Consider the following 26,848-nt stretch of genomic DNA (forward strand, 5'->3'; position numbering starts at 1 on the left):
ATGATTCCCCCTTTATATTATTTTTTGTAGATTTGGTGATTTTTATAAAAGAAACGAAGGAGGACGTCTTATGGAACAGCATGCGTCTGTAATTTCTTTATTAGTGGTCGTGACAGTTGCCTTTGTAACCCCTATTTTACTCCACAGGTTAAGAATAAATTTTATCCCTGTTGTAGTTGCAGAAATAATTATGGGGCTGGTGATTGGGAAAAGCGGTTTTAATGTGGTCCATGAGGATATGTGGCTATCTACTCTTTCTACACTGGGATTTATTTTCTTGATGTTTCTTAGCGGATTAGAGATTGATTTTACTGTTTTCACTGGGAGCAAGAAACCTGCCACACTTCCGAGTGGTAAAAAAGAACCGAATACCTTCATAGTCTCATCTTTGATTTTTACAGGAATATTTATCTTTTCATTAGGTTTATCCTTTTTGTTTATCATTGCAGGTTTTATTGAAAATGCCTTTTTAATGACACTCATTATTTCAACGATTTCTTTAGGAGTCGTTGTTCCAACCTTAAAAGAAGCACACCTAATGAAGACAAATATAGGTCAAATTATTTTATTGGTCGCCGTTGTGGCGGATTTAGTGACCATGATTCTCTTGGCCATCTTTGTGTCTATCTATGACCCAGGACAGGGGAATACATGGCTGTTACTAATATTGTTTGCAGCCGGTGTTGTTTTGTATTTTGTGGGCAAACGGTTTAAGAATCGTCCTTTACTAGAGTCACTGTCAAAAGGGACCGTACAAATTGGGACTCGTGCGGTTTTTATGCTCATTATCGTGTTAGTCGGGCTCTCTGAAACGGTAGGGGCGGAAAATATTCTAGGAGCCTTCCTTGCCGGTGTATTAGTTTCTCTTCTTTCACCAAACCAGGAACTGGTCCATAAACTAGATTCCTTCGGCTATGGATTCTTAATACCAATCTTTTTTGTAATGATTGGTGTGGAACTAGATATTTGGTCACTTTTTGCAGATAAAAAGCTATTGTTATTAATCCCATTATTATTATTGGGCCTTTTACTTTCAAAGGTTGTCCCGGTTTATTTACTTAAAATCTGGTACGATACCAAGACCGTACTAGCTTCGGGCTTTTTACTCACATCTACCCTATCCTTAGTAATTGCTGCAGCTGCCATTGGGGAGCGGATGGAGGTTATTACTCCGGAGATGAGTGGGACACTGATTCTAGTTGCCGTCATAACTTCTATTTTTACACCGATTGCATTTAAAAAATTATTCCCATTAGAAGTGGCGGCGGACCCAAAAGTAAGAATTGCCTTTTTAGGGGCAAACCAAGTAACACTGCCTGTTTCACGAGAACTTAAGTCGGGTCTATACGAACCGGTATTATATCATACGAAAATGGAAAAATCCGATATAATGATATCAAATTCATTGTTTGATATAGTCGAAATCGTTGATTATTCGTTGGAAACAATTGAAAAAAATAAAATTTTTCAAAATGAAATCATTGTTATTTCTACCGGTCATGAACAGACAAACGCAGATTTAGCTATAAAAGCCAAGGAAATGGGTGTATCGAGGGTAATAGCGCGTATTGAAGGTCCCGAACTTGAGCAAAGCTTGAGAGAAAAGGATATTGAGGTTTTCTCATCCTTCATGTCAACCAAAACACTGCTCCGGGCCTTAATTGAAACACCTAGTGTTATTAACATTTTAACAAATCAAGAAACATCACTACATGAAATAAGAATGCAAAATGAACAGTTTGATGGTATGACATTAAGGAGATTCCCGTTTACAGGTGATGTAATCTTTGTACGAATTTTCCGGGGCAAAGACTCCATTGTTCCTCATGGGGACACTGACTTGCTCTTAAATGACCGTTTGATCGTTACTGGATCAAAGGAATATGTGGATGAATTGAAGAGGGAGCTCGAGTTCTAGATGTTATTAACTTTTCATTTTTTAGTAAATAGTGTAATATTAGTACCAAGTACTAATAACTAATATAAATGTTTAAGTAGGGGGACTATTTCTATATGAATCTTTCTTTAGCAGGAAAAACATATGTTGTAATGGGTGTTGCAAATAAACGTAGTATCGCATGGGGAATTGCGCGTTCGCTGAACAATGCAGGAGCTCGATTAATCTTTACCTATGCAGGTCAAAGACTTGAAAGCAGTGTAAGAGAATTGGCGGAATCATTAGAAGCAGAAGGTACACTTGTACTGCCATGTGATGTAACAAAGGATGAGGAAGTGGCGAAGTGCTTCACTGAAATTAAGGAAGCCGTAGGTACCATCCACGGTGTTGCACACTGTATTGCTTTTGCTAATAAAGAAGAATTAAGCGGAGAATATTTGAACACAACAAGAGAAGGCTTCTTGCTGGCGCATAATATTAGCTCTTATTCTTTAACTGCTGTGGCAAAAGAGGCTAGAGGGTTAATGACAGAAGGTGGAAGTATTGTCACATTAACCTATTTAGGCGGCGAAAGAGTCATTCAGAATTATAATGTCATGGGTGTTGCAAAGGCTTCTCTTGATGCCAGTGTTCGTTATTTGGCTGAAGACCTTGGAAAAGAAGGTATTCGTGTCAATTCAATCTCTGCTGGTCCAATTAGGACATTGTCAGCAAAAGGTATTAGTGATTTTAATCTTATTACAAAGGTGATTGAAGAAAAAGCACCTTTACGTAGAGCTACAACTCCAGAAGAAGTCGGTGATACCGCACTATTCCTATTCAGCGATCTGTCTCGTGGTATTACGGGAGAAAACATTCACGTCGATTCAGGTTTTCACATTTTATAATTGTCATTAGCCCGCTATCTAAATAGCGGGCTTTTACTATGTATATTTTTTAAGAACGAGTATAGGCAATTTGCATACATATAGAGTGTAGGGCTAGGTAAATGGAGGTGAATTGGATGGAGAAAAAGGCAAAACGTGGACCGTTACTTTACGTCTCACAGACCTTTTTAAATACACCTGTAAAAAACATGCAGGAAATTTTTACAAACCGGCAGGAGGTTCAACTGCCGATTGAGGAACTACAGCTAGAGGAGGAAAGCAGCAAGAAAGGCCTTGAGGTCTCACTGGCTAAGACTGACTTACCAAAACAGTCCAAAGTAAAAGAAGTGAAGCAGGAGGAAAAATCCCAAAATAATCAGGAAAAAAAACGTACATTTAATCGTGTAAAAGGCTTTAAGGAAATGAATCTTATTGAGCGGCTAGAATACCTGGACAATTTCCCTAAAGCATTACCACCTGTTCCATGTGTCTTTTATACCGAAGAAAAGAACTACCAAGGCTATTTAGTCGAGTATAACGAACAAGATGTAACCATTCGATTTCCAGATCAAACAACTGAAACTATACCTTTCGAGAGTCTGAAAAATGTCATGATGATAGGAATAAAACGATAAACAAAAAAGCCAGCCGGGTTTAATCGACTGGCTCATTTTATTACAAAGTATTAGTCACAAATACCAAGATCTACATCGGCAATACACTGTATCGCACAGAAACAATTTAAATCAACTGTAATACAGTCATTGGTTGCTCTGAAGCGATTAACCTGACAGACTCTTTCAAGGTTAATACAGCATCTGTCTCCGCCTGCAACGAGATTAACCGGCATAAATCTACCATCATCGCTGCGTCCTGGAATGAGGACACGAAGTGTTGCACAACAGTTATCAAATACGTCTTCCACGCGGAAGAAGATTGATACGCAAGCATTGTTTTCACCGCTAAAGAACGCGTGGAATGGCGAGCCATCAGCGTTTTTTAATACAAATACACGAGTATCAGCACGATCTCTCCTTGCCGGTGAAACTAATGAACCAAGCGGCTCCAAGAAACAACTTGGACAATCTACGCACTCATCATCTAATACCGCATTATCCTGGATGTCTTTAATTGCACGTACTACATCGCATACGCAGCCGCTATTACTGCGAGAGTCACTATTTCTGCCACAACCCATTAATTACTCCTCCTTAATCCGTGATATTTATCTTACATTACTAACATATTTAAACAGGACCATTTGGGTAACGGACAAACGCCTTTTTGAAGAAAATTAGGCTATTATATGGAAAGGACGGAAAAGATGAACATTGATTTATTAAATTTTACTATATTGGCATTGGCCTCATTCCGATTAACCCGGCTCATTGTATTTGATAAAATCACAGAATTTCTCCGTGATCCGTTCTTTGATGAGGTCGAAGAAGAAAATGAAGAAGGGACAATGGAGGTATATTACCTTCCGAAGGGAACGCCAATAAAAAAATTTATTGGGGAGCTGCTTAGCTGTTATTGGTGTACAGGAGTTTGGGTTTCAGCGGCAGTGGTCGTTGGATACCTGCTTTTACCTATTGTTTTCGTGCCATTTATTCTCGTGTTTGCTGTTGCAGGTTTAGCGGCCATACTGGAATCCATTGTTTAGCTTTGGATTTAGGATAAATAAGCTAAAATAGTTGTCCGCCCGAGACAAGTTCTTAACTTCTTTCATATCTTATAAGTAGGACTAAGTATGGGAGTGGTGAAAAGTGAATCAGGGGAATAAGAAAACACAATCCACAAAAAAATCTCAAACAAAAAAATCTGCAAAGAAAAAAGGCTGTGGCTGCGGCAAAAAAACTCAAAGATAATCGTTAAACTGCCCGTTTTATGACGGCAGTTTTTTTGTCCAATTAGGAACTAAATACAAAAATTATCCTAACCTTGTCATAATTTCCGATAATCTCGAAAAAACTACTATGTAGTGAAATCTATAATTTGAAAAAGGGAAGGGAAAGAAATGGTCTACATAATTCGAGTAATAACAATAGTTTGCGTAACATTATTGGTCTCGTGCAGTCAGGAGCAAACAGAAAAGAAAAGCCAATTGGCTCTCATGAAAACGACCAATCCTAACCCGACTGTGACTGAAAAAAATAACGGCCAGGACAAAGTTGAAGGTATTGAGCGGGAAGTTGAGAGTATGGATGAGATTTATGATGTGGCTGTTGTGAAGGGGAAAAAAGCAACACTTGTTGTCTACAAAGTAAAGCATATGCAGCGTTTTAGAATGAAACAAATTGAAAAGGACCTAAACAAAAAGTTGGAAGAGAAATACCCAAAAGAAAAATTCACAGTTTCGAGCGACTATAAGATTTTTCTAGAAGCAGTACGGCTTGTTGAAAGAAGAGATAATGGAAGCCTCTCGGACAAGCAGGCTGAGAAACGGTTAAACGAAATTGTAAAAATGACATCAGATATGAAGTAAGGAAGGGATGGACACCAAATGGCGAGCAAGCAGAAAAAAATGACGCCTCAACAGCAAAAGTATCAACAGCTTCAACAGAAGCATGAACTAAAAAGACCTGTATTAAAGAATTGTATTAAGGCGTTTTGGGTCGGCGGATTGATTTGTGCTATTGGTCAAGCAATAAGTTACTTTTATATATATTTTTTCCATTTTACTGAACAGAATGTTGGTAATCCTACCGTTGCGACAATGGTGTTTTTATCCATGCTGCTAACAGGATTCGGTGTTTATGACCGTCTAGGACAATTTGCAGGTGCAGGAAGCGCTGTGCCTGTCACTGGCTTTGGAAATGCTGTGATATCGGCGGCCATCGAGCACAGAACAGAAGGATTCGTATTAGGCGTTGGCGGAAATATGTTTAAACTTGCTGGCTCAGTTATACTATTCGGGGTGTTCTCTGCTTTTGTTGTTGCGCTAATAAAAACGCTACTTGGAATGTGGGGGGTTTTGTAATTGTTAAAAGGGCAGCAATCCTGGATCTTTCAGAACAGACCAATGATCATGGCAACGGGTGTCTCCGGCGGACCCTTTGAGGCAAATGGCAACTTAGCAGACGACTTTGATATTTTACATGAAGATTTATGGATGGGACAGGATTCCTACGAGAAAGCACAAAAAGTTTTACTTGAAGAGGCTATAACGACTACATTAGAAAAAGCAAGGATGGAAAAGGAACAAATTGAATTTTTATTTGCTGGGGATTTGATCAACCAAATCACTCCATCTAGCTTTGCAGCGAGGACGGTGCAAATCCCTTATTTTGGACTGTTTGGTGCATGCTCTACCTCGATGGAGGGGTTGGCGTTAGCCTCTTTTGTGGTCAATTACAAAGGTGCCCGCAACGTGTTAACAGGGGCCTCAAGCCATAACGCAGCAACAGAAAAACAATTCCGTTATCCAACTGAGTATGGAGGACAGAAGCCGCCTACAGCACAATGGACTGTAACAGGTGCAGGGGTTGCAATGTTGACTGAAAATATCCCTGGACAGCAGCACCCCGTTACCACATCTGCAACTATTGGAAAGGTCATTGACATGGGATTATCAGATCCTTATAACATGGGAGGTGCCATGGCACCTGCGGCAGCGGATACTATTATGGCCCATTTTCGGGATTTGGAACTAGATCCTTCCTACTATGATTTGATTATTACCGGTGATTTAGGAAGAATCGGACAGGAAACAACCTTCGAATTAATGACGAAAAACGGTCTTAAAATAAAACGGAAACAATTTCAAGATTGTGGGCTATTACTATATAAAGATGACCAGCCTGTTCAAGCTGGAGCGAGCGGTGCAGGATGTTCGGCAACGGTTTTATATGGTCATTTGTTAAATCAGATGAAAAAGGGAGTATTTAAGCGAATATTAGTGGTTGCAACGGGTGCATTGTTATCGCCCCTTAGTTTTCAGCAAAAAGAGTCGATTCCTTGTATTGCACATGCGGTGAGCATTGAAATGAATGAAGTGGGAGGGTAAGTTATGTTAGCAATGTATTTTTGGGCATTTGTGGTTGGCGGTTTAATTTGCGTTATCGGACAGCTTTTATTTGATGTCGCCAAGCTTACACCTGGACATACCCTAAGCTTATTAGTTGTAATAGGAGCCATTTTAGATGGTTTCGGTCTCTATGAGCCACTCATTAACTTTGCTGGTGCAGGAGCCACCATTCCAATAACAAGCTTTGGTAACTCATTGGTGCACGGTGCACTACAGGATGCAGAAAAGCATGGCCTGATTGGAGTTTTGACTGGCATGTTCCAGGTTACCAGTTCTGGAATTTCAGCGGCGATTATTTTTGGATTTATCGGCGCATTAATCTTTAAACCAAAGGGTTAAAAAATTTCACAGGTTGTCTGTAGAGTGCCGCCCAGTACACTTTAAAGCTATATCTCATATGTTATTAATGAGACTACAAAGTGAGGTGACACTCTATGTTCTGTGGATATGGCGGCTATGGCCACGGCGGTGGATATGGCGGCGGTTCAACTTTTGTTTTAATCGTCGTATTATTCATTCTTTTAATCATCGTCGGTGCAAGCTTTTATTAAGAAACTGCATAAACGTGCAGGCAAAGAAAAGGTTGGCCATATCAGTAGGCCAGCCTTTTCTTTTATCTATTTTTTTCACGATTTATAGCCTTCCTTCATACACTATCAGTAGCCTATGAAGGAGCGTGATATTTACCATGGATAATGGTTTTTTTAAAAATGTCGAAAAGAAAACTGGCGTAAATATGAAAGATATTTTTGATTTAGCGAATTCCTTACAAAATGCAGACTTTAAAGATGAAAAAACGGTTCGTAATGTAATCCGCCGTGTTTCACAAATTGCTAACAAACCCGTAGATAAGGCCACAGAAGATAAAATTGTACAGTCTATTATTAACGATGGAAAACAGCTTGATTTTAATACGATTTCAAAAATGATCAATAAGAAATAAGTGATTCTAGACAGATTGTCGTGAACATTTTTGGGCTGCAAAAAGTTTTGTACATTTTTCATGGGGTTTTGTACACTTTTCAGTGAGTTTTGTACACTTTTTCGGGGGTTTTGTACATTTAGACAATATTTGGAAAAAATTACACGAAAAAACTGAGCATCACAAAAAGTAAAGACCTCTTTCCTTGATGGAAACAGGTCTTTTTGTTATTTTTTCTGTCGTTTCAACAAAGGTGTTAAAAAACGCGAAGGATTAGCCTTCTTGCCTCTTCGATTTTGGGGAACAGACATAAGAAGCTCATGCTTTGCCCGTGTCATCGCCACATAAAAAAGTCTTCTTTCCTCTTCAAGGGCAGCAAAGTCGCCATTTCTAGAGCTGTCTAGTGCGTAATCATGAGGCAGACTGCCATCAACTGCTCCAATGATATATACATTGCTGTATTCTAATCCCTTTGCCCGGTGGATGGTACTTAGACTAATGGCATCGGGAAAATGCTTGCTTAAATTTTTGATTTCCTTGTTCATGGCAGACATATGCTCGGCATGAGACAAGAAAGCTTGGATACTGGTAAAGCTTTTTGCTGCAACTTTTAGATCCTTTAAATCATCAGAACCTTTATCTTGCTGATTCGATTCATTGCCGCGTTTTTTCAAAAAGTCTAGAAAACCCAGTTCCTTTTCAATCGTTTCAATTGACTTTAAGGGGGCGGTAAATTTCAACGAGCGAATAAGCTGTACTGCCTTTTTTAATTTCTTTTCTTGAAAAGCATGTTTCGTTTTTAAATGGGATAGGGCCTCTAGATAGGTACAATCTTTCAGTATGCTTTCAGCCTTTATATCCTTAAGCACAGTCTGACTCAAAAAAAGACTTGGTAAAATATCAGATAATGCCTGATTGTCATCTTCATCCAAGCTTATCTTTAGAAATGAAAGGACACTTTTTACAATGTGCCGCTCATAAAAAGCCTCTGAATCTAAATCTATTTTAAAAGGCAGGTTCGAACTTGCCAAACGTTCAAATACAGCCCGAGAACCTGCATTCGTCCGATATATAATCGCAAAATCAGATGGTTTTGCTCCTTGAACGATTTTTTCCTGGATGTCTGTTACAATCATCGTTGCTTCTTCCTCTTCATCATAAGGGAAAAAGAGGATCGGAGAAGTACCAGATTCAAATTGTGCTTTCATTTTCTTTACTCTTCTAACTTTATTCTTTGAAATCATCTCATTGGCTGCAGAGACGATTTCATGAGAGGAGCGGTAGTTTTGTTCAAGTGAAACCAATTTTGCAGATGGAAAATCTTTTTCAAATTCTAACAGATAAACTGGGTCACTTCCTCTAAAGGAATAGATGGCTTGATCATCATCTCCGACAGCACAAACATTTTTATATTTACCTGAAAGCAGTTTTATTAGTTCATATTGAACCTTATTAATATCTTGAAATTCATCAATTAGAAAATACTGAAAGCGGTTCTGGTAAAGTTCAAGTAATGACGGGGAATTGCTCAATAGCTGATAGCAGCCAATCAGCATATCGTCAAAATCAAATAAACCTTTTTGTGCTTTATATTCTTCATATTTCTTATAAAGGTAAGCAGCTTTTTCCTCCCAATCAGTAAGCGGCTTCACTTCATGAGGAAATAGAAGAGAATTCTTCCAAAATCCAATTTGCTGAAGGGCTAAATCATAAGCAAATTCCTTTTCAGATAAATCGATTTCCCTGCCTGCCTCTTTCAAAATCTTATCGCGCTGCCATTCTTTCTTCAGTAGACGCTCTGACGACCAATTGCTTCCTTCATGGAACATAAGAATACGATAGAAAATACTGTGAAAGGTGCCTGTCACCAGCTTGCTTATTTGTTCCTTCTTAATCTGAGGATAGGATAGCAGACGATTTTTCATTTCACCAGCAGCTTTTGAGGTAAAGGTGACGAGCATAATAGTGCGCGGGTCAATTTTTTTAACATCCAGCATGTAAGCAGTACGTGCTGTAAGTACTCGTGTTTTACCGCTGCCCGCACCAGCAAGGACTAATAATGCTCCTTCTGTTTCCACAACTGCAGCGGCTTGACTTTTATCAAGGATGACTCCATTTGCTGCTAGTGCCTTTAAATAGGAGTCGCGTTCAAGATGGTTTACACCTTCCGATTTTTTAAATGGAATAGAGCATTCAATCGTTTTTGCTGGACGGAATAAGCTTGTATTTTTTGTTGTTTCAATAATCGTTCTTCCTTGGGGGATACGAAATCCATTTCGTTCCACAATGACCGGTTCCAATTCTTCCTTGATGACTGGGTCTGGGCATTTATGTTCAGGAGATTTAATATGGTAAAAATAAGGTTCTTCCTGGATGCCGAGAAATAACCGGACTTTTTCATTGCAAACAGGACAGGATAATTCGCCATTTTTTCCGTGCATATATAGTAGTTGATATTGTTCCCTCGCGGATTGGTCAAGAACAATCCTTTGGTTTTGGTGCATAGCAGTTTTCATTTTTTAGCCTCTTTTTTCAAAAATACGACAAACTCTATGATAACAAAACCTGCTAATATCGAAAAGTGCCCTTGTATTCAAGAAATGAAAAAAGCACTGCCGCTAAAAGGGCAAGTGCTTGGAATTAAATTTTTTTTATCATTGTCTTATGTGGAATTCCTGCGTCTAAAAATTCCTCTGAAACTACCTCATATCCAAGGTTAGCATAGAAAGGGATAGCATGTGTTTGAGCGTTTAACTTTAACTTATGCAGCCCATTTTTTTGAGCATAAGCTTCGATTTCTTTCATTATTGCTTTTCCAGAACCAGTATTTCTAGCTTCCTTTAACACACAGATTCGTTCTACCTTACCGAAACCATCCATAACACGAAAGCGGCCAGCTGCCACGGGTTCACCTTCATGGTAAGTAACGAAATGTACTGCGTCTTCCTCAAAGTGATCAATTTCTTCTTCTTCAGGGACATTTTGTTCGTCGACAAAAACGGTTCTTCTGACAGAGAAAGCATCTTGTATTTCTTTTTCATTTTCACAAACCTTTACATTCACAGTTGTTTATTCCTTTCCTAGGCGAAATGTTTCATAAACCGTCCATGAACCATTTTCTAATTGATATAGTAAATGGAAGCGGTCAATAGTCTCTTCATGGTCAAATCTCTTCATCCTTAGTGAGCCATAAACATCTGAATGCTCATCATTCGATAACTTTTGACCAATGGTAATATGCGGAACGAAAGCATATTCTAAATTTTGCTCGCTAAATTCTTGATTGATTTCATGGTGCAATTGGTTTAACTCTTCAGTTGGCTCTACTTTAAAGTAGATCACATTATTTACCGGCTGAAAAGAGCTGATTTTTGTTGTTTTTAAGGTAAAGGCATTGGAATTACTTGCAATTTGGCGCAATTTATCTGCAAAATGGACAACTTCTTGTTCAGTTGCCTCAAAAGCATTCTTCAACGTTAAATGCGGAGTAATTAGTGAATAATGCGGGTCATAACGCTTACGATAGGAATTCGCTAAATCTTGTAGTTTTTTTGATGGAAAAATAACAACCCCAAATTTCATATGTCTAACCTCCAGATTTACAAGAATTTTTCTGTGATTAATCGGTGCAGTCATGGACCTTCCTGATATTATAGCAAATATTCAAAAAATATGAAATCACATTTAAAACATCATCTTAAGGGCTCTCTTTAAATCTGGCTGCCAATGTGTCCAAGTATGGCTGCCATCAAATTCATCGTAGAAGTATGTAAATGACTTGCTGGAAAAGATAGATGAAAGCTTGCGATTTGGAATAAGGAAGTCACTTGTTTCACCATTAGTGGTTTGGACCTGTGTTTCTAGATTTCCAACGATGTGATATATTTCTAAAAGTTCAGTTTCTGTAAAGCTGTTAACCATTTCCAAGACCTTTTCATTTACATATGGTGATTGTAAAAGAACTTTTCCAAAACTGTGCGGGTATTGGAGGGCGGTCATTAAAGATACGGTTGCTCCAAGTGAGTCACCAATTAGCGCTCTGGTAGAGCCCATATGGTAGGTTGGAAACTCTTGATCCAGGAACGGAACTAATTCGTGTGCTAAAAAACGAATGTACTTTTGATGTTGATCACCATCGGGGTGGTATTTCCTGCGGCGATCACCTGCCTCTTTATAGGGTATCCCAACAATGATTAAATTTTCAATTTCTCGTTCAAAAAGGTACTCATCTGCTAATCGACCGATTTTACCAAGTTGAAAATAGTCTCGGCCATCTTGGGCAATTAACAGTGAGTACTTATATAATGGTGAGTAATTTGCTGGCAAATAGATGAGAAGAAGGATTTCTTCCCCCAGCTCATTACTTTTAATAGTATGTTCTTTTATCGTGCCTTTTGGTATCTCCATGCGACAATTCCCCCAATGTTCGATAGATACAAATGCATTTTATCATAATTATGTTGGAAATGCTCAAGTGGAGAGAAGAGAATAGGAGGAGGGTGGATTAGTGTAGAAAACGATCAATGGGGCGAGTATTTGGCATTAAAGATAAGATATTTTCCCGGCGGAAGGTGCGAACCTGTTTACGGAGCAGACAATAAGCGCGAATGTACTCCTCATTCACTTCCTTCACAATTAATTTTCGTTGTGAAATTTGCTGGTCTTGTGATAGATAAATCATTTCTAACGGAATATTTTCCTCTATAGAACGTAACAAAAGTCCATCCATGTCTTTCCCGCCTTTCTTGATGTTTTATACTATTATTATATCCGAACATTCGTTCCTTATTCGAGGTATTTTGGAACATGTGTTTTTTTAAAAAACTATTGACTTTTTAAGAATTTTTACTATAATAATATTTGTAGCTTAATTAGAGATCTGTTAGCTCAGCTGGGAGAGCGCAACCTTGACAGGGTTGAGGTCGGGGGTTCGAACCCCTCACAGGTCATCGATACAGAGCCTTGGTAACCGTTGTGTTATCAAGGTTTTTTCTATATAACAGGAATTTTAGTTTGAAGTAATACAGATGAATTGGTGGCAAATTGGTGGCAAATTTAAAAAGTTTAAATCAGTAATAAACAACTAGAACGTATATTATGCTTGTTCTTTTTTATTTGTTGTAAAAAATTGGTCAAATTGACTTGCTGCTGCTTCATCGGCACTTTCAAGTGCGTGGCCGTAAAGATCCATTGTTGTACCAATCTTTGAATGTCCTAATCTAGCACTAATTGTCTTCATATGGATACCTTGGTTAATTAGCAATGTTGCTGAAGTATGCCTAAGTTCATGAAACGTAATATACGGTAGTTCAAATTTATTTAATCTTCTTCTCCACCATGTGGTTTGGCGGCTTTTTTCTTGTTGTACTAACGAAGCAGGTTACTTCAATAAGAATCTTATTTTAAATGGACTGAAAATTAAAAATTTATTCGGAAAAACAATCAGGTAAAGACTTTTCCAGACCTGTTTATCGTGAAATGAGACCTAAAATGAGGTTCGGTGATGTGATTTATCGTTCATGAACTAAGCCGATTCGGAAGAAATAAACAAGAAATCCGTAACGAGTGAACAATGATGATCGATGCAGACATAGACATTGTGGTCCTGAATATGCCGATTTTGGATACAAGAAAATATAAGGAGCTTGAGGGTGTTGGTCAGCTGGTTTCCGATCTAGTTTTAACGCTTTTGTCTTGGAGGGTGGATGAAGAAGAAATCGGATCAAGACCGCACAGCGTGAAGGGATTCAAATTGCAAAAGAAAAAGGAGTGTCTACCGGAAAGAAAAGAAAATATCATGAAGCTGCAACAGGTAAAGATAAAATTATTTATGAAGAAGTTGTAAGGTTATTAACTGCCGGTATAAGCGTGATGAACATACATCACCAAACTGGTCTTTCCAGTAATACTATATATAGTATTAAAAGGGAAAATGATAATTTATTGTGAATATTAATTAGAGATCACATGAAAAGTGAAATTACAACTCAGGGTTATTGCTTAAATTTTCTTTAACAATGTCTAGTTGGGGGAGAAGTATCATCCATTGATTTCATCGCCATTTGTTCAGAAAAGAAAGCCTGTTTTCTTAATACACTGAAACAGTTAATACTCTTAGCTTTTAATGCGTCTAGTGACTCATAATTTAAATGATCTTAAAATAGCGCCCTTAATGTCACAATTATTTATCCGCTCTAACGTGCAGTAAGACCCCCGCCTCAAAGCTAGAGGAAACAAAGAGGCTTAGGTGGGGGACAACTGCCTATAAGAACCCGAACAAAGGAACACAGACTAAGACCGCTACATCCTGGGGCCTACTAACCATCAGTGGGGGATGAAAAAAGCCCATACTGATTGAAGGTTTACTATATATAACATATTATTCCACCAGCTGTCTCGCTTCCATAAACAACGCTTGGATAAATTTTTTCATGTTAATGCGGCTCTGGTTGCTTGCTTTTTCGCTTTTGTCATCTAGCTCCAGCATTTTTTTGCGGACTTCCGAGAATTCAAAAAATGTTGAAGAATAGGCTTCGAATTTTGGATTCGCATAATCTGTCAATCCTAATGAAGCGATATGGATGAGTGCCTGGTAAAGAGCACGACGGACACGCTGCTCTGAAGCTTTCATTTCTTTCTGGATGTCGGCCTCTTTCGCTTGATCTCCGAGCTTTTCAGCAGCGATGCCTGCAAAAATTTCCTTTAAAGATGGAAACGTGTAGGCAGAACCGAGTCTTTGCTTTTCATTTTGGAGGAATTCTAAAATTTTTAGTAAATCCTCGCTTCCCCCTTCGCCAATCATGCCTAAATCGGAAATTAAGGGACGTCCGGCTTCCATAATATTTTTTGTATGATAGGAGGACACGAACGGAGACTGCGGTTGTTCTGTAAATACGTTCAACGATTCTTGAATGCCCCGAATCGATTGTTCCAACAGCACCCGCTTGTTTACTTTTTTTAATATGCCAGTAATTTCAAGATGGTTCAGCGGTTTTGTAATGTAGTATTCCGCCCCTAAACGATACGCCTCTCCAATTAGTTCCTTCGTTTCTACTTGAGAAATCATCACAAACTTTCCTTGAAATCCATCAGCAAGAGCCCGGATCGTTTCAATTCCGTCCCTTATTGGCATGAGCAAATCAATTAAGACAACGTCTGCTTTTTTTAATGACAACAAGCCATTATCCACTAACGATCCGTCCTCCGCTTCTCCCACCACGGTTCCTAAATCTTCGTCTTCAATCATTTCTATCAGCATTGCTCGAATGGCAATATCGTCATCTATAATGAAATAATTCATCTCGCTAACCCTTTCTCGATCATCGCATTCATTGGAAGTTCTAAGATGAATACGGTTTCTTTATAGTTATCCATAAGCCTGATATGTCCTCCCCATTTTTCAACCGTTTGTTTCACATACGATAAACCGATACCCGTCGAAGGGTTTCCAGCCGCATCAAATTTCTTTGTAAAGCCTTCTGTAAAAATGACTTCCTTCAGTCTAGGTGCAATGCCGGGGCCATTGTCACTGACGCAAAACTCCACGAATTGATCTTTCCTTTTCACATGCAGCGATACATATCCCTCTTCTTTAATGGCTTCCACGGCATTGGCCAACAAATTATTGATTAATGATAATACCATATATACATGGTAGGGCGGATGGTCCCCATCTACATGCAAGGAAAATGAAACATCTTTGCGAAGGGACTCTGCATATCGTCTATTGGACACGATCATAATGTTACCAAGCTCTTCGATTGTCATATAATCTTGCAGGTTTTTGGAAGACATGAGTTCCGACAACCCTGCATAAATCCGCTGGTTATCTTTTTTGATCTCATGGACGAGACTGGCAATCTGCAGAGCCGTTTGCGCATCATGGCCATTGGTCTCCCGTGATTTTAACCGGCGATAAAAATCATAACACATGCTGGTGATTTCTTCTGCATTTAGCATCGTTTTCTTTAGTTGAACCGACTCTTCATACAAATTTGAAATGAAAAGCAGCATTTGCTCCTTTTGCCTGCGTTGCTCTTCTTCTGCGAATTTTGCTTCTCTCAACTTGAAAATATTAAAAAAGCCGAGAACGAAAAAGCTTCGAATAAAGGCAATGAAAACGAGTTGTTCAATGGTCAGCAAGGATATGTCTTGATTTGCCAGGAAAGAACGGATCGCCATTTCCGATACGCTTGCAAAAAGCTCGATCAATACCCCTAAAAGCCCGATCATAAACGGCTGATCATGCCGTTCGTTCAATTTCGTCCAATGGAATACGAACGCGTACATGACGTAATAGAAAAAGGCGGGAAAATGTAGATACATCGCTTCCTCAACAGATATGTCTCGTATCCCAACAGCCAGCAAAAAACGTAAAACAAACACACTCAACCCCGTTAAAACGCCTGCAATATTGGGATGAATCCCCCTCCCCCACAGCAAAAACAAGAAAAAGACAGGCGTCCCCAAACTGACTCTGAATGTATCGTCGAATGGATAAAACTTGAATTCACCCGCAAGAGGCACCGCAATCATCATTAATAGTAAAATCCTTATACGCTCTTTCAATACAGTCCCTCCCCAGTCACTATATAAAAACATAACACATTGTACTAATGGTAAAAAAGAGGAAAGGGTTTTGACTAAGATTTTTAATTTTCCTATTTTCCCTTGTGGGTTTCAGTAGGTTTTAGTTGGTTTTAGTGGGGTTGAGTATAAACTAAGATTAATAATAATGAAAGCGTTAACAAAAAAACAACTAATATAAGGGGGAATTTATTTGAAAAAGTTTGGATTAGCTACACAAATTTTTGTTGCACTTATACTAGGTATCTCTGTCGGTGCAGTATTTCACGGGAATGAAACAGCCATGGCCATTATGGCGCCAATTGGAGACATTTTTATTCATTTAATTAAGATGATTGTCGTTCCGATTGTCATTGCTGCATTAGTAGTCTCAATCGCAGGAGTCGGCGATATGAAAAAACTAGGAAAATTAGGCGGGAAGACCATTCTCTATTTTGAAATTGTCACCACAATCGCCATTGCTATTGGATTACTGGCGGCAAACTTGTTCCACCCGGGTTCTGGTTTAGATACAAGCAATCTTGAAAAAAGTGATATTTCAAATTATGAAGAAACGACGAAAACAGCTGAAAGCCAGGGTTTTGCGGAATCCATTGTTCATATTGTTCCGAAAAACATATTTGAATCCATGGCCCAGGGTGACTTGTTGCCGATTATTTTCTTCTCTGTGCTTTTTGGTTTAGGAATTGCGGCAATAGGAGAAAAAGGAAAACCTGTCCTTGGCTTTTTTGAAGGTGTATTAGAAGCAATGTTTTGGGTGACAAACCAAGTGATGAAGTTTGCCCCGTTTGGTGTGTTTGCACTGATCGGTGTAACCGTTGCTAAATTTGGCATTGTAACATTAATTCCATTAGGGAAATTAGTGCTTGCTGTTTATGTGACGATGGTATTCTTTGTGTTCGTCGTCCTTGGGATTATTGCGAAAATGTCCGGGACAAGCATTTTTGTTCTCTTGAAAGTGTTAAAAGACGAACTGATTTTGGCATTTACAACGGCAAGCTCAGAGGCCGTATTACCAAGGTTAATGGACAAAATGGAGAAATTTGGCTGTCCAAAATCAATTACTTCTTTTGTTATTCCAACAGGCTATACGTTTAATTTAGACGGTTCATCGATTTATCAAGCAATAGCTTCACTTTTCGTGGCACAAATGTATGGTATTGATCTATCAATTACACAACAGATAACGTTATTACTAGTATTAATGGTAACGTCAAAAGGAATGGCCGGCGTTCCGGGTGCGTCATTTGTTGTCATTTTAACAACACTTGGTTCTATGGGACTGCCACTGGAAGGGGTTGCGTTTATTGCAGGTATCGACCGTATTTTAGATATGGTACGAACAGCGGTTAATGTCGTAGGGAACTCATTAGCGGCGATTGTCATGTCAAAGTGGGAAGGAGAATTTAACCAAGAAAAAGCAAACCATTACGTTGATTCAATTAAACAGTCAGACGTAGCATAAACTTGCCTAAGGATAAAGGAGGAAACACGATGTCAACAATCAATATAGATCATAACGTACGCATTGAAAAAGATTTCTTAGGTTCAAAAGAAGTACCTGTAGATGCATACTATGGGGTCCAAACATTGCGTGCGGTCGAAAATTTTCCGATTACAGGCTATCGTATTCATGAAGAATTAATTAAAGCGTTGGCTATCGTGAAAAAAGCAGCAGCTTTAGCAAATATGGATACGAAACGTTTGTATGAAGGACTTGGTAACGTGATCGTTCAGGCAGCAGACGAAGTGATCGAAGGTAAATGGCATGATCATTTTATCGTGGATCCAATCCAGGGCGGTGCAGGTACATCAATGAATATGAATGCGAACGAAGTCATTGCTAACCGTGCACTCGAATTGCTTGGAAAAGGGAAAGGGGACTATGTTCTTCATTTAAGTCCAAACACCCATGTGAACATGTCACAATCAACAAACGATGTGTTCCCAACCGCAATTCATATCGCCACCCTTCGTTTACTCGAAAAATTGTTACCTACGATGCAGTATATGCTTGATGTCTTTAAGAAAAAGGCACAACAATTCGACCATGTGATTAAAATGGGACGGACACATCTTCAAGATGCGGTGCCAATCCGACTTGGTCAAGAGTTTGAAGCATATAGCCGAGTAGTAGAGCGTGATATTAAACGCATTAAACAATCACGCCAACATTTATATGAAATAAATATGGGAGCAACAGCTGTGGGAACAGGATTAAATGCAGACCCTCGCTACATCGAAAGAGTGGTTAAGCATTTGGCGGATATTAGTGGCCTTCCACTAGTTGGGGCAGAGCATCTTGTTGATGCGACACAAAATACAGATGCTTATACAGAAGTCTCTGCAGCGTTGAAGGTATGTATGATGAATATGTCCAAAATCGCGAATGACCTACGTTTAATGGCCTCAGGTCCTCGTGCGGGTCTTGCGGAAATTAGCTTGCCGGCCCGTCAGCCAGGCTCATCCATTATGCCGGGAAAAGTCAATCCGGTTATGCCTGAAATGATCAATCAAGTTGCGTTTCAGGTCATTGGCAATGACCATACTATTTGCCTGGCATCTGAAGCGGGTCAGCTTGAACTGAACGTGATGGAACCAGTGCTTGTGTTCAACTTGCTTCAATCCATCAGCATCATGAACAATGCATTCCGTGCCTTTACAGACTACTGTCTCGCAGGAATTGAAGCAAACGAAAACCGTCTAAAAGAGTATGTGGAACAAAGTGTCGGAATTATTACGGCTGTTAATCCGCATATTGGGTATGAAGTGGCAGCTCGTATCGCAAGAGAAGCGATTTTAAAAGGTAAATCCGTACGTGAACTATGCCTGCAGTATGATGTGTTAACAGTGGAAGAGCTTGATCTTATTTTAAATCCTTTTGAGATGACAAAACCAGGAATTTCTGGGGCAGCTCTATTTGACAGAGATTAAATAAGTTTTTATAAGTATGAATCTTAGAAAATTGGCAACGGTAATTGGTTTGCGGGAGTAGATATAGGTGACATAAAGGGGAGAAAACTAGAGTAAAACCGAATTAGGTAATAGTACAGAAATTAATCAAGCTTTGACAAAGAAATGACTGCAACACAATAGAGAGTAGATTCAGTATGATGTTAAAGAATATGTTGCTTTTGAAATTATCTATCAGTCTATGAGAAAAGAGGAAAAGTAATCTTTTATTGGGGGGATTTTTTATGTGGGTGATCACTCTCTATTCAGAGGAAAATACTACGATGTTTGAATTTGACACAGAAAAAGAAGCAAGGGAAGCTTTTGAGAATATTCGAGGATGCAAGATACTTTCCGAGATTGTTTACTTTAATGATCATTGTTTGCTTTAGCTACCTTTTAAGATCCTGACCATGATAACTAGAAGGAAAATGGGCTGAAATCCAAAGTTTTATAGCTTTTCGATTAGTCCATTTTCCTCACTTATTATAAGTTAGCGATAAGGAAAAAGATAACCTTTACTTTATTTGCAAATTATATTTTTAGAAAAATATATTTATTTAAATAAAAGGTTTCGATAAAGAAATCGTGTTGATGTTCAGTTGCAGAAAAACGGAGTATATAAACTAATATTAATTCTATGAAATTCACTTAAGGATTTGCAGATTAACAAAATTTTATAACTGATAGTAGGGAGATGAGGTTCATGATTCTAAAAAATGCCCTGGACTTAAGTAAGTGTATCAATGACTATCGCAAGGACATGTACGAACATCTTCAACTTATTCTGTAAAAAAATGGATATGTATATGCTAGTGCCCAAGGCGCAAACTAAGCAATGGATTACCAGGATCTTGTAGCGGTGATCGTACAGTAGGTACACCTAGTAGGATTTCCAATACCACTGGAAAATACGGTGTAATTATGGGGCAATGTGAGTATATGTCGTATAATGGAACTGCTACAGCTGGTACGGCAGGTAGTTTCACAAGAGCAGATATTTACAGTGGTAGTTCTAAGATTTATTCGCAGTTAAAAACGACTGATATACCTTAAAGAAGTTGGTTGCTTTGTCATTCTTCAAAAAAATATTAAATAGCATTTACAATTTTGACAAAGCACTTGTTTATAGAGTAAAGAAATAATTTCACTCTTAAACAAACGGGCGCGTTAGTTTAATAAATAAGCAAGAAAACCATCTTATCTAAGGTGGTTTTTTAACTTTGTGTTATTTAATTTGAAGGATTAAAACAAAAAGGTAATTTAAGATCGGTATCAGGAGCCAGCCTTTTTTTAGTTTTTATATTTCGACATTTTTCTGCATTCTAAGAAGTGTAACAAAATACATAAGAGATTAGAATCATAAAAAGTTTGTTGATTTTATTGACTTTGCCAGTCATTACCGTTGCTAGTGAGTATATTAATTTTTGTTAAGTTGAGAATTTGTCAAATCTTGACCTTTTTTTTAGCTTTAATAACTTTCGCATTATTTGTAAAATATAAAAAAGTCAAAAAACATTTGTAGGAATAACTAAATGAAATTGGATTTATTAGTGAAGTGAGAATTATAAAAAGGGGAAAGAACAAAATGTACAAGTATACAATCTATGTAACACATAAAGGTAAAGTTTATCAAACCAACGTAATAGCTACAAAAAACCAAACAGAAGAAGAAGTTTATCGTATAGCAAAAGAACAAGTTCTTAAACAATGGGAAAATTAAATAAGGTATCCTGGGATTAAAAGGATTTCGAATGGAACTTCCGCTTGAAGAATAGATTTTGGATAGCTTCCTTTACTTGAATATCCCGTTGCCAATAGCGACTTTGAAGGATTTTATGAAAAATACTAATTATATATAAATTATAATAAGAGGAGTTGGTGGGTTTATGAAGAATATTAATAACCTTACTATAGAGGAGTTGGAAAGACGTATTGCTCATTTTGAGGATCGTCTTACGGATTTTATTATTACCGAGGAACAAAGAGAGTTAATCAAAGAAAGCTTAAGGGAACTAAAGAACGCTAAAGAGCGGAAGGCTTCCTAAACTTTTTAAATAAAATAATACATATAAATTAAAGAGCATTATCTGTGGAACATATATAGATTTTTATTAATTTTTCCACCATTTGGAGAGAAAAATGTATAAAGTTCTTATTAAGCTAACTGGGGGCTTTACTTGAATAAGAACAACATAAGAATCGAAAACCAGATATGAAAATTAAGGAGTGGCAAAAATGGTTGTGTTTATGTCTTCTTGTAAATACTTTTGAAAAATGTTAAACTTTAGAAGAATTATTTTTGTTCGGTGTAAAGGATAGTCTAGGATTAAATTTTCGTCTTGATAATCACTGAGTGCAAGGATAGTAACACATTGTGTGCAAGGCACACAGCAGGAGGAAACAAAATGGAACAAGGTAAAGTAAAATGGTTTAACGCAGAAAAAGGTTTCGGATTTATCGAGCGTGAAGGCGGAGAAGACGTATTCGTTCATTTCTCAGCTATCCAAGGCGAAGGTTTCAAATCTTTAGACGAAGGTCAAGCAGTTAGTTTTGACGTTGAGCAAGGTCAACGTGGAGCTCAAGCAGCTAACGTGCGTAAAGCTTAATAATAAAACCAAACTCAAGCAGGCTCTTTATAGAGTCTGTTTTTTTATTTATCTTAAAAGCAAGGAACCCTACTCACGAATGAGTAGGGCACATTTAAACAGTAAATCAAATGGTAGACAATGTGTATCACATAATCACGAATTCTCCTAATTACCTTTGAATAAACATTTTAGAGTGGCTAAAATTGTCAATCTTTTTTGGTGTAATTCAATTAAGCGGGTGCTTGAATTTAAGAGGATTGGCTTCTGCGGCAGCCTTTTCTTATTGGACTATCGGGCAGGTTAATTGAAAAATTGAATAATAACCTAACAACTATGTGTTAAGATATAAGGCAGAATTAATGAAAGGGTTGAAAGAAAATGTCAAGAGGGGAACACTTACTGCAAGAACAACATGAGACTATAAAGAAAGCATCCTCTTTTTATGAGAACCAAATGCTTAATTACCTAAATGATAAGATGATAGATTTTATAGTTAAGCAAGGTATGATGTTTATTGCAACAGCTGATTCTAGTGGAAACTGTGACTCCTCTTTTAGAGCTGGCTCAGTAGGTTTTGTAAGGGTTATTAATGATAAAACATTAATATATCCTGAATACAAGGGGAATGGTGTTATGGCAAGTTTAGGAAACATCGTTGAAAATCCCCATATCGGATTAATGTTTATCGATTTTTTTGAGCATTCCATTGGGTTACATGTAAATGGTACAGCCTCTATTATAGAAAATGGACAATTAGCCTCATTAAAGATGACAGAAAAGATAATGAATGATATTAAAGAAAAAGAAGGTAATAGACCAGAACGTTGGGTTATTATAAAAGTTGATGAAGCTTATATTCATTGTTCAAAACATATCCCAAAGCTAAAACAGATTGACAAAAAAATATATTGGGGAACTGATGATGAGAAACAAAAGGGTGGGGATTTTTTCAAAGCAAAACAAAGTAAAAAAGATTAAACATAATATAGCTAGCGGGTGGGATTGCTTAACAAAGTGGTCGCTTTTTTCTTATTCAAGTAACGAAGCAGTTTAGTTGCAGAAGGAATGTCACTGCCTTTCCAAGACACACTTAATAGGGTTTACAAAAAACGCCCAGAATTAGCTTCTGAGCGTCTGATTCGTTATCCTAAAAAATTTGCCATTAAAAATTGATGTAATTTAAAATAATATAGCATCCAGTGAATATTGTCCTGCACCTGTTAGTGCTACACCAATTGCAACAACTAAAATAGCAAGGCAGTATTCATATCCACCTTTTGTAAGCCAGTATCCATTTGGTCCATGAACTTTTAAAATCGCTACAACCATGCTTCCAGCAATTACAATGCCTGCAAGTGGTGTTAATAATCCTAAAGTGAACAAAGCACCACCTATAAATTCATTCCTCCACCACCAAATGAGCCGAATAACTTTTGGGCTCCATGAGCCATGAAGGATAATCCAATTACTAAACGTATTAACAATAAACCTAATCCTAACACCTTTTGTTCCTCTCCCTTAATTATCTTTATTTAATTTGTTCGTTGTTGAGTTACTCCAATACTTATAACTATGTCTTAAATCCCTTAATCTGCTGGAGTTTCAAATTTTCCCTCTTGATAATCTCGATAAGCCTGTCGTATTTCTTCTTCTGTATTCATTACAAAAGGTCCATATGCTACTACAGGCTCTTTGATAGGTTCACCTGCAAACAGAACAAGTCGTAAGTTTTCGTTTGCAGAAACATGCATACTACTCATATTCTCAGCATCTGCGGAACCTAGCCACATCGCTTGCCCTTTTTTCGCTTCGACTTGATTTTCTCCGAATGTGCCACTTCCTTCTAATACATAAATATAGCCGTTGTAGGTACCAGGAAGGTCTTGAATAACGGATGCACCTTTTTCCAAAATCATTTCTACAAATGTGACAGATGCGTAATTCAGTGTATTAGATACAATATCTCCTGACGAACCTGAATATACCCTAATTAAAGCACCATTCTCCTCACGAACAGGCATGTCTTTTGCGTGCATATTTTGATAACGGGGTTTTACCATTTTATATTGACGAGGTAGGTTAACCCAAAGCTGAAGAAGATGAACTGTTTCACCGTCTAGTGGTGATTCATTATGGATTACTCCTCTACCAGCAGTCATAAATTGAAGGTCCCCTTTTTCTAGGATTCCACCCGCCCCCGTAGCATTGTCATAATGATTAAGCCTTCCGTCAATGATAAATGTTAAGGTCTCTATACCACGATGAGGATGCTCACTAAATACTCCTTTTTGAAATTTATCTTCCATTAGTAATAAGAACGGGTCATAATCTACCCAGTTGCCAGGTGCAAGGATAGGACTTGCGGTATGAATATTGCTTATTTTTTGTTCGGTTACTGTCCATAATTTTTTTATTTCTCGACGTTTAATATTTTCGGTATTCATATTACTTGCCTCCTTTTCATAGTCATAATAAACTATTATAATTAATTTAGAAAGTATGCACTTTGAGGAGATATAGTATCCAAAAAGATACTATTGGAGGTTAAGATGAAAATAAAACCTGAATATTGTAAAGTACACGATGCACTTTCCATCTTGGTCGGGAAATGGAAGCCCATTATTTTATTGTATCTAATGTCGGAAGGCACAATGAGATATGGAGAATTAAAAAAAGCACTGGTAGGTATTACCCCCAAAATGCTAACAAATCAATTACGGGAATTAGAGGAGGAGGGGCTCATAAATCGAAAGTTATATCCTGAAGTCCCACCTAAAGTGGAATATTCTATAACTGAATATGGAATGACATTGAAGCCAATTTTAGATTCAATGCACGAATGGAGTATGCAACATAAAAAGAGGAAATTGGAAAATACTATGGATTAACATTTACTTCCTTCTTTTGCGATGTCATAGGAGCTACTGACGGTAGCTCTTTTTTATGAGGAAAGTTTGTGAAGAAGTGTACTTACACTATAGGGTGCAAGAGTTTAATAACGAGTTGCTGCGGCGACTCTTTTTTCTTGTTCCACTAACGGTGCAGGTTAGTTGAAGATTGGTTCTAGTTATTGATAGAAAATTGAACGAGCTGTTTCCTTGTACTAAGCAAAAAAACCTCTCCAAATTCCTGTTAGGAATTTCACGAGAGGTTTTTTTATATGTTGCTCTTCGAAAAATATTTCTGAGTACCTTCACGTATTTGTTTGGGTAAGACACGATCAAGCTCTTCATCTAACCATGACAGTGTTTTACTACGCAAGTAATCACGCATTTTTTCTTCTGCGGAGAGCATAACTAAATTGATGGTGCAAGAGGAGGGAGCTGAACAGCAGTTTTCTCTATACAAATATCCATTGTCTTTAATATTTTTGCATTGAAAAATAGGTTTAGGACCTTCAACTGCTTCAATTACATCCCAAAAGGAAATATCTTCTGGGGACTTAGATAACCTATATCCTCCCTTTACACCAGGTACAGAACTTACAATGCCAGCCTTAGATAATTTACCAAAAACTTTTGAAAGAAATGTCTCAGAAAGTCCTTGGAATTCTGCCAAATCCTTTATCCCAACACTTTCAATGGAAGGAACATCGATTAAATAGACCAGACAATGTAAAGCATATTCAACTCCGACACTATACTGCATATAAACTCACCTGCTTTTGATTTTAAGGGTTACCAAACTGTATCTTAGGAATATTTAGAGTGTTAGTCAAATAAAAGAAATCTCTTTTGGGTAAATCATATTCTATTTGACAAAGATAATTATAGCATATATTATAGACAATGTTAATCGTCGATTAATTTAATCTCTAATTGGAATCTAAAATTCATCTTAAAGGGGAAATAAAAATGAACAAAACACTTATTATTAACGCACATCCAAAAATAGATGATACTTCTTCAGTTAGCTTGCAGGTTTTTAACCACTTTTTCAAAGCATATAAAGGATTGATTCAAGATAGCGAAGTAATTGAACAGATTAACTTGTACAGTGATGTAGTACCGATGATAGATAAAACGGTTTTAAGTGCATGGGAAAAACAACGAAAAGAACAGGAGCTAACTAGCCAAGAACAAAAAGTAACGGAGCGTATGTCCGAAATCTTACAACAATTTAAAAGTGCAAATACGTATGTCATCGTTTTACCTTTGCACAATTTTAATATTCCATCAAAGTTAAAAGATTATATGGACAATATCATGATTGCACGTGAAACTTTTAAATATACAGAAAATGGCTCAGTTGGTCTACTTAAAGACGGACGAAGAATGCTTGTCATACAAGCAAGTGGATCAATCTATACCAATAATGATTGGTATTCAGAAGTTGATTACTCTAATAAATACCTGAAGTCAATGTTCAACTTCCTTGGTATTGAAGATTATCAAATTATTCGAGCACAAGGAACTGCTTTACTAGAAACAAATGAAATATTACAAAAAGCATATAAGGAAGCTGAGGAAGCTGCTTCAAGATTAGCACCTAAATTAATACGGTCTTAAAGGAAAAGAAGTATAAGGAGGTAATTGAATTGGAACAACGAGTTGATTATTACAATGTAGCACCAGAAGCACTTAAGATAATGATGGAAATGGAGAAGTATACGAAAACAACAGGTATAGATCGTAAACTTCGTGAACTTATAAAAATTCGGACTTCTCAAATAAATGGGTGTGCATATTGTATTAACATGCATACAGCCGATGCTAGAAAAATGGGAGAAACGGAACAACGTCTATATTGTATTAGTGCTTGGAAAGAGTGCGAATTCTATACAGAAGCAGAAAAAGTAGCTTTAGAGTTAACTGAACATGTGACATTGATTCCGACTAAGCGTGTACCTGATGTATTATATAATCGTGTACGTAGATTCTACACAGAAAAAGAATACGTGGACCTTGTTATTCTAATAAACCAAATAAATAGTTGGAACAGGATTTCAATTTCTATGGGAAATATTGCAACCTTAACGAAATGATATTAATTTTAAATGTCTTTTTA

General features: G+C 37.6%; 32 protein-coding genes, 1 tRNA gene and 2 pseudogenes. 23 read left to right on the top strand and 12 right to left on the bottom strand.

Annotated elements, in window-relative coordinates; all coding sequences use genetic code 11:
- Positions 1-70: 70 nt before the first annotated feature.
- The 3 genes from ACIQAA_RS13575 (at position 71) to ACIQAA_RS13585 (ending at position 3,398) form a co-directional block, all read left to right on the top strand.
- Positions 71-1,918 carry a monovalent cation:proton antiporter family protein gene (locus ACIQAA_RS13575; RefSeq protein WP_402620151.1) on the top strand — a complete coding sequence of 616 codons (1,848 nt, stop codon included), beginning with the start codon at positions 71-73 and terminating at the stop codon, positions 1,916-1,918.
- Between the two features lie 95 nt (positions 1,919-2,013).
- Complete coding sequence (gene fabI, locus ACIQAA_RS13580) at positions 2,014-2,784, top strand: enoyl-ACP reductase FabI (RefSeq protein ID WP_402620153.1); 771 nt, start codon at positions 2,014-2,016, stop codon at positions 2,782-2,784.
- 116 nt (positions 2,785-2,900) lie between these two features.
- A complete protein-coding gene (locus tag ACIQAA_RS13585; protein ID WP_402620156.1) occupies positions 2,901-3,398 on the top strand; it encodes a CotO family spore coat protein in 498 nt (165 codons plus the stop codon).
- A 50-nt stretch (positions 3,399-3,448) separates the two neighbouring features.
- On the opposite strand, the gene ACIQAA_RS13590 is transcribed toward ACIQAA_RS13585, so the two are convergent.
- Positions 3,449-3,961, bottom strand: coding sequence for a CotY/CotZ family spore coat protein (locus ACIQAA_RS13590; protein ID WP_402620159.1), 513 nt, complete (start codon positions 3,959-3,961; stop codon positions 3,449-3,451).
- Between the two features lie 126 nt (positions 3,962-4,087).
- Between ACIQAA_RS13590 and ACIQAA_RS13595 the strand changes: the two genes are divergently transcribed.
- From ACIQAA_RS13595 to spoVIF, 7 genes are all read left to right on the top strand, one after another.
- Positions 4,088-4,426, top strand: a complete 339-nt coding sequence (locus ACIQAA_RS13595; RefSeq protein ID WP_402620162.1) for a DUF1360 domain-containing protein — start codon at positions 4,088-4,090, stop codon at positions 4,424-4,426.
- Positions 4,427-4,780: 354 nt separating this feature from the next.
- Positions 4,781-5,248: a sporulation protein gene (locus ACIQAA_RS13600; RefSeq protein WP_402620164.1), complete on the top strand. Its 468-nt coding sequence runs from the start codon at positions 4,781-4,783 to the stop codon at positions 5,246-5,248.
- 18 nt (positions 5,249-5,266) lie between these two features.
- A complete protein-coding gene (gene spoVAC / locus ACIQAA_RS13605) occupies positions 5,267-5,743 on the top strand; it encodes a stage V sporulation protein AC (protein ID WP_402620167.1) in 477 nt (158 codons plus the stop codon).
- The gene (spoVAD, locus tag ACIQAA_RS13610; RefSeq protein ID WP_402620170.1) at positions 5,744-6,769 is read left to right on the top strand and encodes a stage V sporulation protein AD; all 1,026 of its coding nucleotides are present in this window, start codon (positions 5,744-5,746) and stop codon (positions 6,767-6,769) included. It abuts the gene before it with no gap.
- Between the two features lie 3 nt (positions 6,770-6,772).
- Positions 6,773-7,129 (top strand): stage V sporulation protein AE, encoded by a 357-nt coding sequence (gene spoVAE, locus ACIQAA_RS13615; RefSeq protein WP_307196710.1) that lies wholly within the window; start codon positions 6,773-6,775, stop codon positions 7,127-7,129.
- 95 nt (positions 7,130-7,224) lie between these two features.
- On the top strand, positions 7,225-7,341 hold the full coding sequence (locus tag ACIQAA_RS13620) for a YjcZ family sporulation protein (RefSeq protein WP_402620172.1): 117 nt from the start codon (positions 7,225-7,227) through the stop codon (positions 7,339-7,341).
- A gap of 137 nt (positions 7,342-7,478) precedes the next feature.
- Complete coding sequence (spoVIF, locus tag ACIQAA_RS13625; RefSeq protein ID WP_402620175.1) at positions 7,479-7,733, top strand: sporulation-specific transcription regulator SpoVIF; 255 nt, start codon at positions 7,479-7,481, stop codon at positions 7,731-7,733.
- Positions 7,734-7,939: 206 nt separating this feature from the next.
- Here the strand turns inward: spoVIF and ACIQAA_RS13630 are convergent, their stop codons facing one another.
- The 5 genes from ACIQAA_RS13630 to ACIQAA_RS13650 form a co-directional block, all read right to left on the bottom strand.
- On the bottom strand, positions 7,940-10,228 hold the full coding sequence (locus ACIQAA_RS13630) for a UvrD-helicase domain-containing protein (RefSeq protein WP_402620178.1): 2,289 nt from the start codon (positions 10,226-10,228) through the stop codon (positions 7,940-7,942).
- Positions 10,229-10,352: 124 nt separating this feature from the next.
- The gene (locus ACIQAA_RS13635; protein ID WP_402620181.1) at positions 10,353-10,775 is read right to left on the bottom strand and encodes a GNAT family N-acetyltransferase; all 423 of its coding nucleotides are present in this window, start codon (positions 10,773-10,775) and stop codon (positions 10,353-10,355) included.
- A 6-nt stretch (positions 10,776-10,781) separates the two neighbouring features.
- Positions 10,782-11,294: a YjcG family protein gene (locus ACIQAA_RS13640; protein ID WP_402620183.1), complete on the bottom strand. Its 513-nt coding sequence runs from the start codon at positions 11,292-11,294 to the stop codon at positions 10,782-10,784.
- Between the two features lie 102 nt (positions 11,295-11,396).
- Positions 11,397-12,119, bottom strand: coding sequence for an alpha/beta hydrolase (locus tag ACIQAA_RS13645; RefSeq protein ID WP_402620186.1), 723 nt, complete (start codon positions 12,117-12,119; stop codon positions 11,397-11,399).
- Between the two features lie 97 nt (positions 12,120-12,216).
- On the bottom strand, positions 12,217-12,441 hold the full coding sequence (locus ACIQAA_RS13650; protein WP_402620189.1) for a hypothetical protein: 225 nt from the start codon (positions 12,439-12,441) through the stop codon (positions 12,217-12,219).
- Positions 12,442-12,588: 147 nt separating this feature from the next.
- Between ACIQAA_RS13650 and ACIQAA_RS13655 the strand changes: the two genes are divergently transcribed.
- Positions 12,589-12,661, top strand: a tRNA-Val gene (locus ACIQAA_RS13655).
- Positions 12,662-12,807: 146 nt separating this feature from the next.
- Here the strand turns inward: ACIQAA_RS13655 and ACIQAA_RS13660 are convergent.
- Positions 12,808-13,035 (bottom strand): annotated as a pseudogene (locus ACIQAA_RS13660) (tyrosine-type recombinase/integrase); the annotation flags it as partial.
- A gap of 249 nt (positions 13,036-13,284) precedes the next feature.
- On the opposite strand from ACIQAA_RS13660, the gene ACIQAA_RS13665 reads away from it, so the two are divergent.
- Both ACIQAA_RS13665 and ACIQAA_RS13670 read left to right on the top strand, forming a co-directional pair.
- Positions 13,285-13,557, top strand: a complete 273-nt coding sequence (locus tag ACIQAA_RS13665; protein WP_402620291.1) for a hypothetical protein — start codon at positions 13,285-13,287, stop codon at positions 13,555-13,557.
- Positions 13,482-13,661 carry a helix-turn-helix domain-containing protein gene (locus tag ACIQAA_RS13670; protein WP_402620192.1) on the top strand — a complete coding sequence of 60 codons (180 nt, stop codon included), beginning with the start codon at positions 13,482-13,484 and terminating at the stop codon, positions 13,659-13,661. Before ACIQAA_RS13665 ends, ACIQAA_RS13670 begins: the two co-directional genes overlap by 76 nt.
- A gap of 430 nt (positions 13,662-14,091) precedes the next feature.
- On the opposite strand, the gene ACIQAA_RS13675 is transcribed toward ACIQAA_RS13670, so the two are convergent.
- Both ACIQAA_RS13675 and ACIQAA_RS13680 read right to left on the bottom strand, forming a co-directional pair.
- Positions 14,092-15,012: a response regulator gene (locus ACIQAA_RS13675; protein WP_402620194.1), complete on the bottom strand. Its 921-nt coding sequence runs from the start codon at positions 15,010-15,012 to the stop codon at positions 14,092-14,094.
- Positions 15,009-16,280 carry a sensor histidine kinase gene (locus tag ACIQAA_RS13680; protein WP_402620196.1) on the bottom strand — a complete coding sequence of 424 codons (1,272 nt, stop codon included), beginning with the start codon at positions 16,278-16,280 and terminating at the stop codon, positions 15,009-15,011. The genes ACIQAA_RS13675 and ACIQAA_RS13680 overlap by 4 nt, the downstream gene beginning before the upstream one ends.
- Positions 16,281-16,491: 211 nt before the next feature.
- On the opposite strand from ACIQAA_RS13680, the gene ACIQAA_RS13685 reads away from it, so the two are divergent.
- The 7 genes from ACIQAA_RS13685 (at position 16,492) to ACIQAA_RS13715 (ending at position 22,819) form a co-directional block, all read left to right on the top strand.
- Positions 16,492-17,763, top strand: a complete 1,272-nt coding sequence (locus tag ACIQAA_RS13685) for a cation:dicarboxylate symporter family transporter (RefSeq protein WP_402620199.1) — start codon at positions 16,492-16,494, stop codon at positions 17,761-17,763.
- Between the two features lie 29 nt (positions 17,764-17,792).
- Positions 17,793-19,232 (top strand): aspartate ammonia-lyase, encoded by a 1,440-nt coding sequence (aspA, locus tag ACIQAA_RS13690; RefSeq protein ID WP_402620202.1) that lies wholly within the window; start codon positions 17,793-17,795, stop codon positions 19,230-19,232.
- Positions 19,233-19,495: 263 nt separating this feature from the next.
- Positions 19,496-19,642, top strand: coding sequence for a hypothetical protein (locus ACIQAA_RS13695; RefSeq protein ID WP_402620205.1), 147 nt, complete (start codon positions 19,496-19,498; stop codon positions 19,640-19,642).
- A 1,196-nt stretch (positions 19,643-20,838) separates the two neighbouring features.
- Complete coding sequence (locus ACIQAA_RS13700; protein ID WP_144555969.1) at positions 20,839-20,973, top strand: BA3454 family stress response protein; 135 nt, start codon at positions 20,839-20,841, stop codon at positions 20,971-20,973.
- Between the two features lie 166 nt (positions 20,974-21,139).
- Positions 21,140-21,298 (top strand): hypothetical protein, encoded by a 159-nt coding sequence (locus ACIQAA_RS13705; protein WP_307195395.1) that lies wholly within the window; start codon positions 21,140-21,142, stop codon positions 21,296-21,298.
- 360 nt (positions 21,299-21,658) lie between these two features.
- Positions 21,659-21,859: a cold-shock protein gene (locus tag ACIQAA_RS13710; protein WP_402620209.1), complete on the top strand. Its 201-nt coding sequence runs from the start codon at positions 21,659-21,661 to the stop codon at positions 21,857-21,859.
- Between the two features lie 360 nt (positions 21,860-22,219).
- The gene (locus tag ACIQAA_RS13715) at positions 22,220-22,819 is read left to right on the top strand and encodes a pyridoxamine 5'-phosphate oxidase family protein (protein WP_402620212.1); all 600 of its coding nucleotides are present in this window, start codon (positions 22,220-22,222) and stop codon (positions 22,817-22,819) included.
- A gap of 201 nt (positions 22,820-23,020) precedes the next feature.
- Here ACIQAA_RS13715 and ACIQAA_RS13720 read toward each other — a convergent pair.
- Together ACIQAA_RS13720 and ACIQAA_RS13725 are read right to left on the bottom strand one after the other, a co-directional pair.
- Positions 23,021-23,343 (bottom strand): annotated as a pseudogene (locus tag ACIQAA_RS13720) (DoxX family protein).
- Positions 23,344-23,427: 84 nt separating this feature from the next.
- Positions 23,428-24,285 carry a pirin family protein gene (locus ACIQAA_RS13725; protein ID WP_402620215.1) on the bottom strand — a complete coding sequence of 286 codons (858 nt, stop codon included), beginning with the start codon at positions 24,283-24,285 and terminating at the stop codon, positions 23,428-23,430.
- A gap of 105 nt (positions 24,286-24,390) precedes the next feature.
- On the opposite strand from ACIQAA_RS13725, the gene ACIQAA_RS13730 reads away from it, so the two are divergent.
- Complete coding sequence (locus ACIQAA_RS13730) at positions 24,391-24,729, top strand: winged helix-turn-helix transcriptional regulator (RefSeq protein ID WP_402620218.1); 339 nt, start codon at positions 24,391-24,393, stop codon at positions 24,727-24,729.
- A 268-nt stretch (positions 24,730-24,997) separates the two neighbouring features.
- Here ACIQAA_RS13730 and ACIQAA_RS13735 read toward each other — a convergent pair whose 3' ends face one another.
- The gene (locus tag ACIQAA_RS13735; RefSeq protein WP_402620221.1) at positions 24,998-25,489 is read right to left on the bottom strand and encodes an Rrf2 family transcriptional regulator; all 492 of its coding nucleotides are present in this window, start codon (positions 25,487-25,489) and stop codon (positions 24,998-25,000) included.
- A gap of 206 nt (positions 25,490-25,695) precedes the next feature.
- Between ACIQAA_RS13735 and ACIQAA_RS13740 the strand changes: the two genes are divergently transcribed.
- Both ACIQAA_RS13740 and ACIQAA_RS13745 read left to right on the top strand, forming a co-directional pair.
- Entirely contained in the window at positions 25,696-26,349 is a 654-nt protein-coding gene (locus tag ACIQAA_RS13740) for an FMN-dependent NADH-azoreductase (protein ID WP_402620224.1), read from the top strand.
- Between the two features lie 29 nt (positions 26,350-26,378).
- A complete protein-coding gene (locus ACIQAA_RS13745) occupies positions 26,379-26,825 on the top strand; it encodes a carboxymuconolactone decarboxylase family protein (protein WP_402620227.1) in 447 nt (148 codons plus the stop codon).
- Positions 26,826-26,848: the final 23 nt, after the last annotated feature.

It is taken from the genome of Neobacillus sp. NPDC093182 (assembly GCF_044754045.1).

Excerpts from the sequence above, each read along its gene's own strand:
- ACIQAA_RS13575 (WP_402620151.1), top strand. The coding sequence starts at position 71 with ATGGAACAGCATGCGTCTGTAATTTCTTTATTAGTGGTCGTGACAGTT.
- fabI (WP_402620153.1), top strand. The coding sequence starts at position 2,014 with ATGAATCTTTCTTTAGCAGGAAAAACATATGTTGTAATGGGTGTTGCA.
- ACIQAA_RS13585 (WP_402620156.1), top strand. The coding sequence starts at position 2,901 with ATGGAGAAAAAGGCAAAACGTGGACCGTTACTTTACGTCTCACAGACC.
- ACIQAA_RS13590 (WP_402620159.1), bottom strand. The coding sequence starts at position 3,961 with ATGGGTTGTGGCAGAAATAGTGACTCTCGCAGTAATAGCGGCTGCGTA.
- ACIQAA_RS13595 (WP_402620162.1), top strand. The coding sequence starts at position 4,088 with ATGAACATTGATTTATTAAATTTTACTATATTGGCATTGGCCTCATTC.
- ACIQAA_RS13600 (WP_402620164.1), top strand. The coding sequence starts at position 4,781 with ATGGTCTACATAATTCGAGTAATAACAATAGTTTGCGTAACATTATTG.
- spoVAC (WP_402620167.1), top strand. The coding sequence starts at position 5,267 with ATGGCGAGCAAGCAGAAAAAAATGACGCCTCAACAGCAAAAGTATCAA.
- spoVAE (WP_307196710.1), top strand. The coding sequence starts at position 6,773 with ATGTTAGCAATGTATTTTTGGGCATTTGTGGTTGGCGGTTTAATTTGC.
- ACIQAA_RS13620 (WP_402620172.1), top strand. The coding sequence starts at position 7,225 with ATGTTCTGTGGATATGGCGGCTATGGCCACGGCGGTGGATATGGCGGC.
- spoVIF (WP_402620175.1), top strand. The coding sequence starts at position 7,479 with ATGGATAATGGTTTTTTTAAAAATGTCGAAAAGAAAACTGGCGTAAAT.
- ACIQAA_RS13630 (WP_402620178.1), bottom strand. The coding sequence starts at position 10,228 with ATGAAAACTGCTATGCACCAAAACCAAAGGATTGTTCTTGACCAATCC.
- ACIQAA_RS13640 (WP_402620183.1), bottom strand. The coding sequence starts at position 11,294 with ATGAAATTTGGGGTTGTTATTTTTCCATCAAAAAAACTACAAGATTTA.
- ACIQAA_RS13645 (WP_402620186.1), bottom strand. The coding sequence starts at position 12,119 with ATGGAGATACCAAAAGGCACGATAAAAGAACATACTATTAAAAGTAAT.
- ACIQAA_RS13650 (WP_402620189.1), bottom strand. The coding sequence starts at position 12,441 with ATGGATGGACTTTTGTTACGTTCTATAGAGGAAAATATTCCGTTAGAA.
- ACIQAA_RS13665 (WP_402620291.1), top strand. The coding sequence starts at position 13,285 with ATGATGATCGATGCAGACATAGACATTGTGGTCCTGAATATGCCGATT.
- ACIQAA_RS13675 (WP_402620194.1), bottom strand. The coding sequence starts at position 15,012 with ATGAATTATTTCATTATAGATGACGATATTGCCATTCGAGCAATGCTG.
- aspA (WP_402620202.1), top strand. The coding sequence starts at position 17,793 with ATGTCAACAATCAATATAGATCATAACGTACGCATTGAAAAAGATTTC.
- ACIQAA_RS13695 (WP_402620205.1), top strand. The coding sequence starts at position 19,496 with ATGTGGGTGATCACTCTCTATTCAGAGGAAAATACTACGATGTTTGAA.
- ACIQAA_RS13700 (WP_144555969.1), top strand. The coding sequence starts at position 20,839 with ATGTACAAGTATACAATCTATGTAACACATAAAGGTAAAGTTTATCAA.
- ACIQAA_RS13705 (WP_307195395.1), top strand. The coding sequence starts at position 21,140 with ATGAAGAATATTAATAACCTTACTATAGAGGAGTTGGAAAGACGTATT.
- ACIQAA_RS13710 (WP_402620209.1), top strand. The coding sequence starts at position 21,659 with ATGGAACAAGGTAAAGTAAAATGGTTTAACGCAGAAAAAGGTTTCGGA.
- ACIQAA_RS13715 (WP_402620212.1), top strand. The coding sequence starts at position 22,220 with ATGTCAAGAGGGGAACACTTACTGCAAGAACAACATGAGACTATAAAG.
- ACIQAA_RS13725 (WP_402620215.1), bottom strand. The coding sequence starts at position 24,285 with ATGAATACCGAAAATATTAAACGTCGAGAAATAAAAAAATTATGGACA.
- ACIQAA_RS13730 (WP_402620218.1), top strand. The coding sequence starts at position 24,391 with ATGAAAATAAAACCTGAATATTGTAAAGTACACGATGCACTTTCCATC.
- ACIQAA_RS13735 (WP_402620221.1), bottom strand. The coding sequence starts at position 25,489 with ATGCAGTATAGTGTCGGAGTTGAATATGCTTTACATTGTCTGGTCTAT.
- ACIQAA_RS13740 (WP_402620224.1), top strand. The coding sequence starts at position 25,696 with ATGAACAAAACACTTATTATTAACGCACATCCAAAAATAGATGATACT.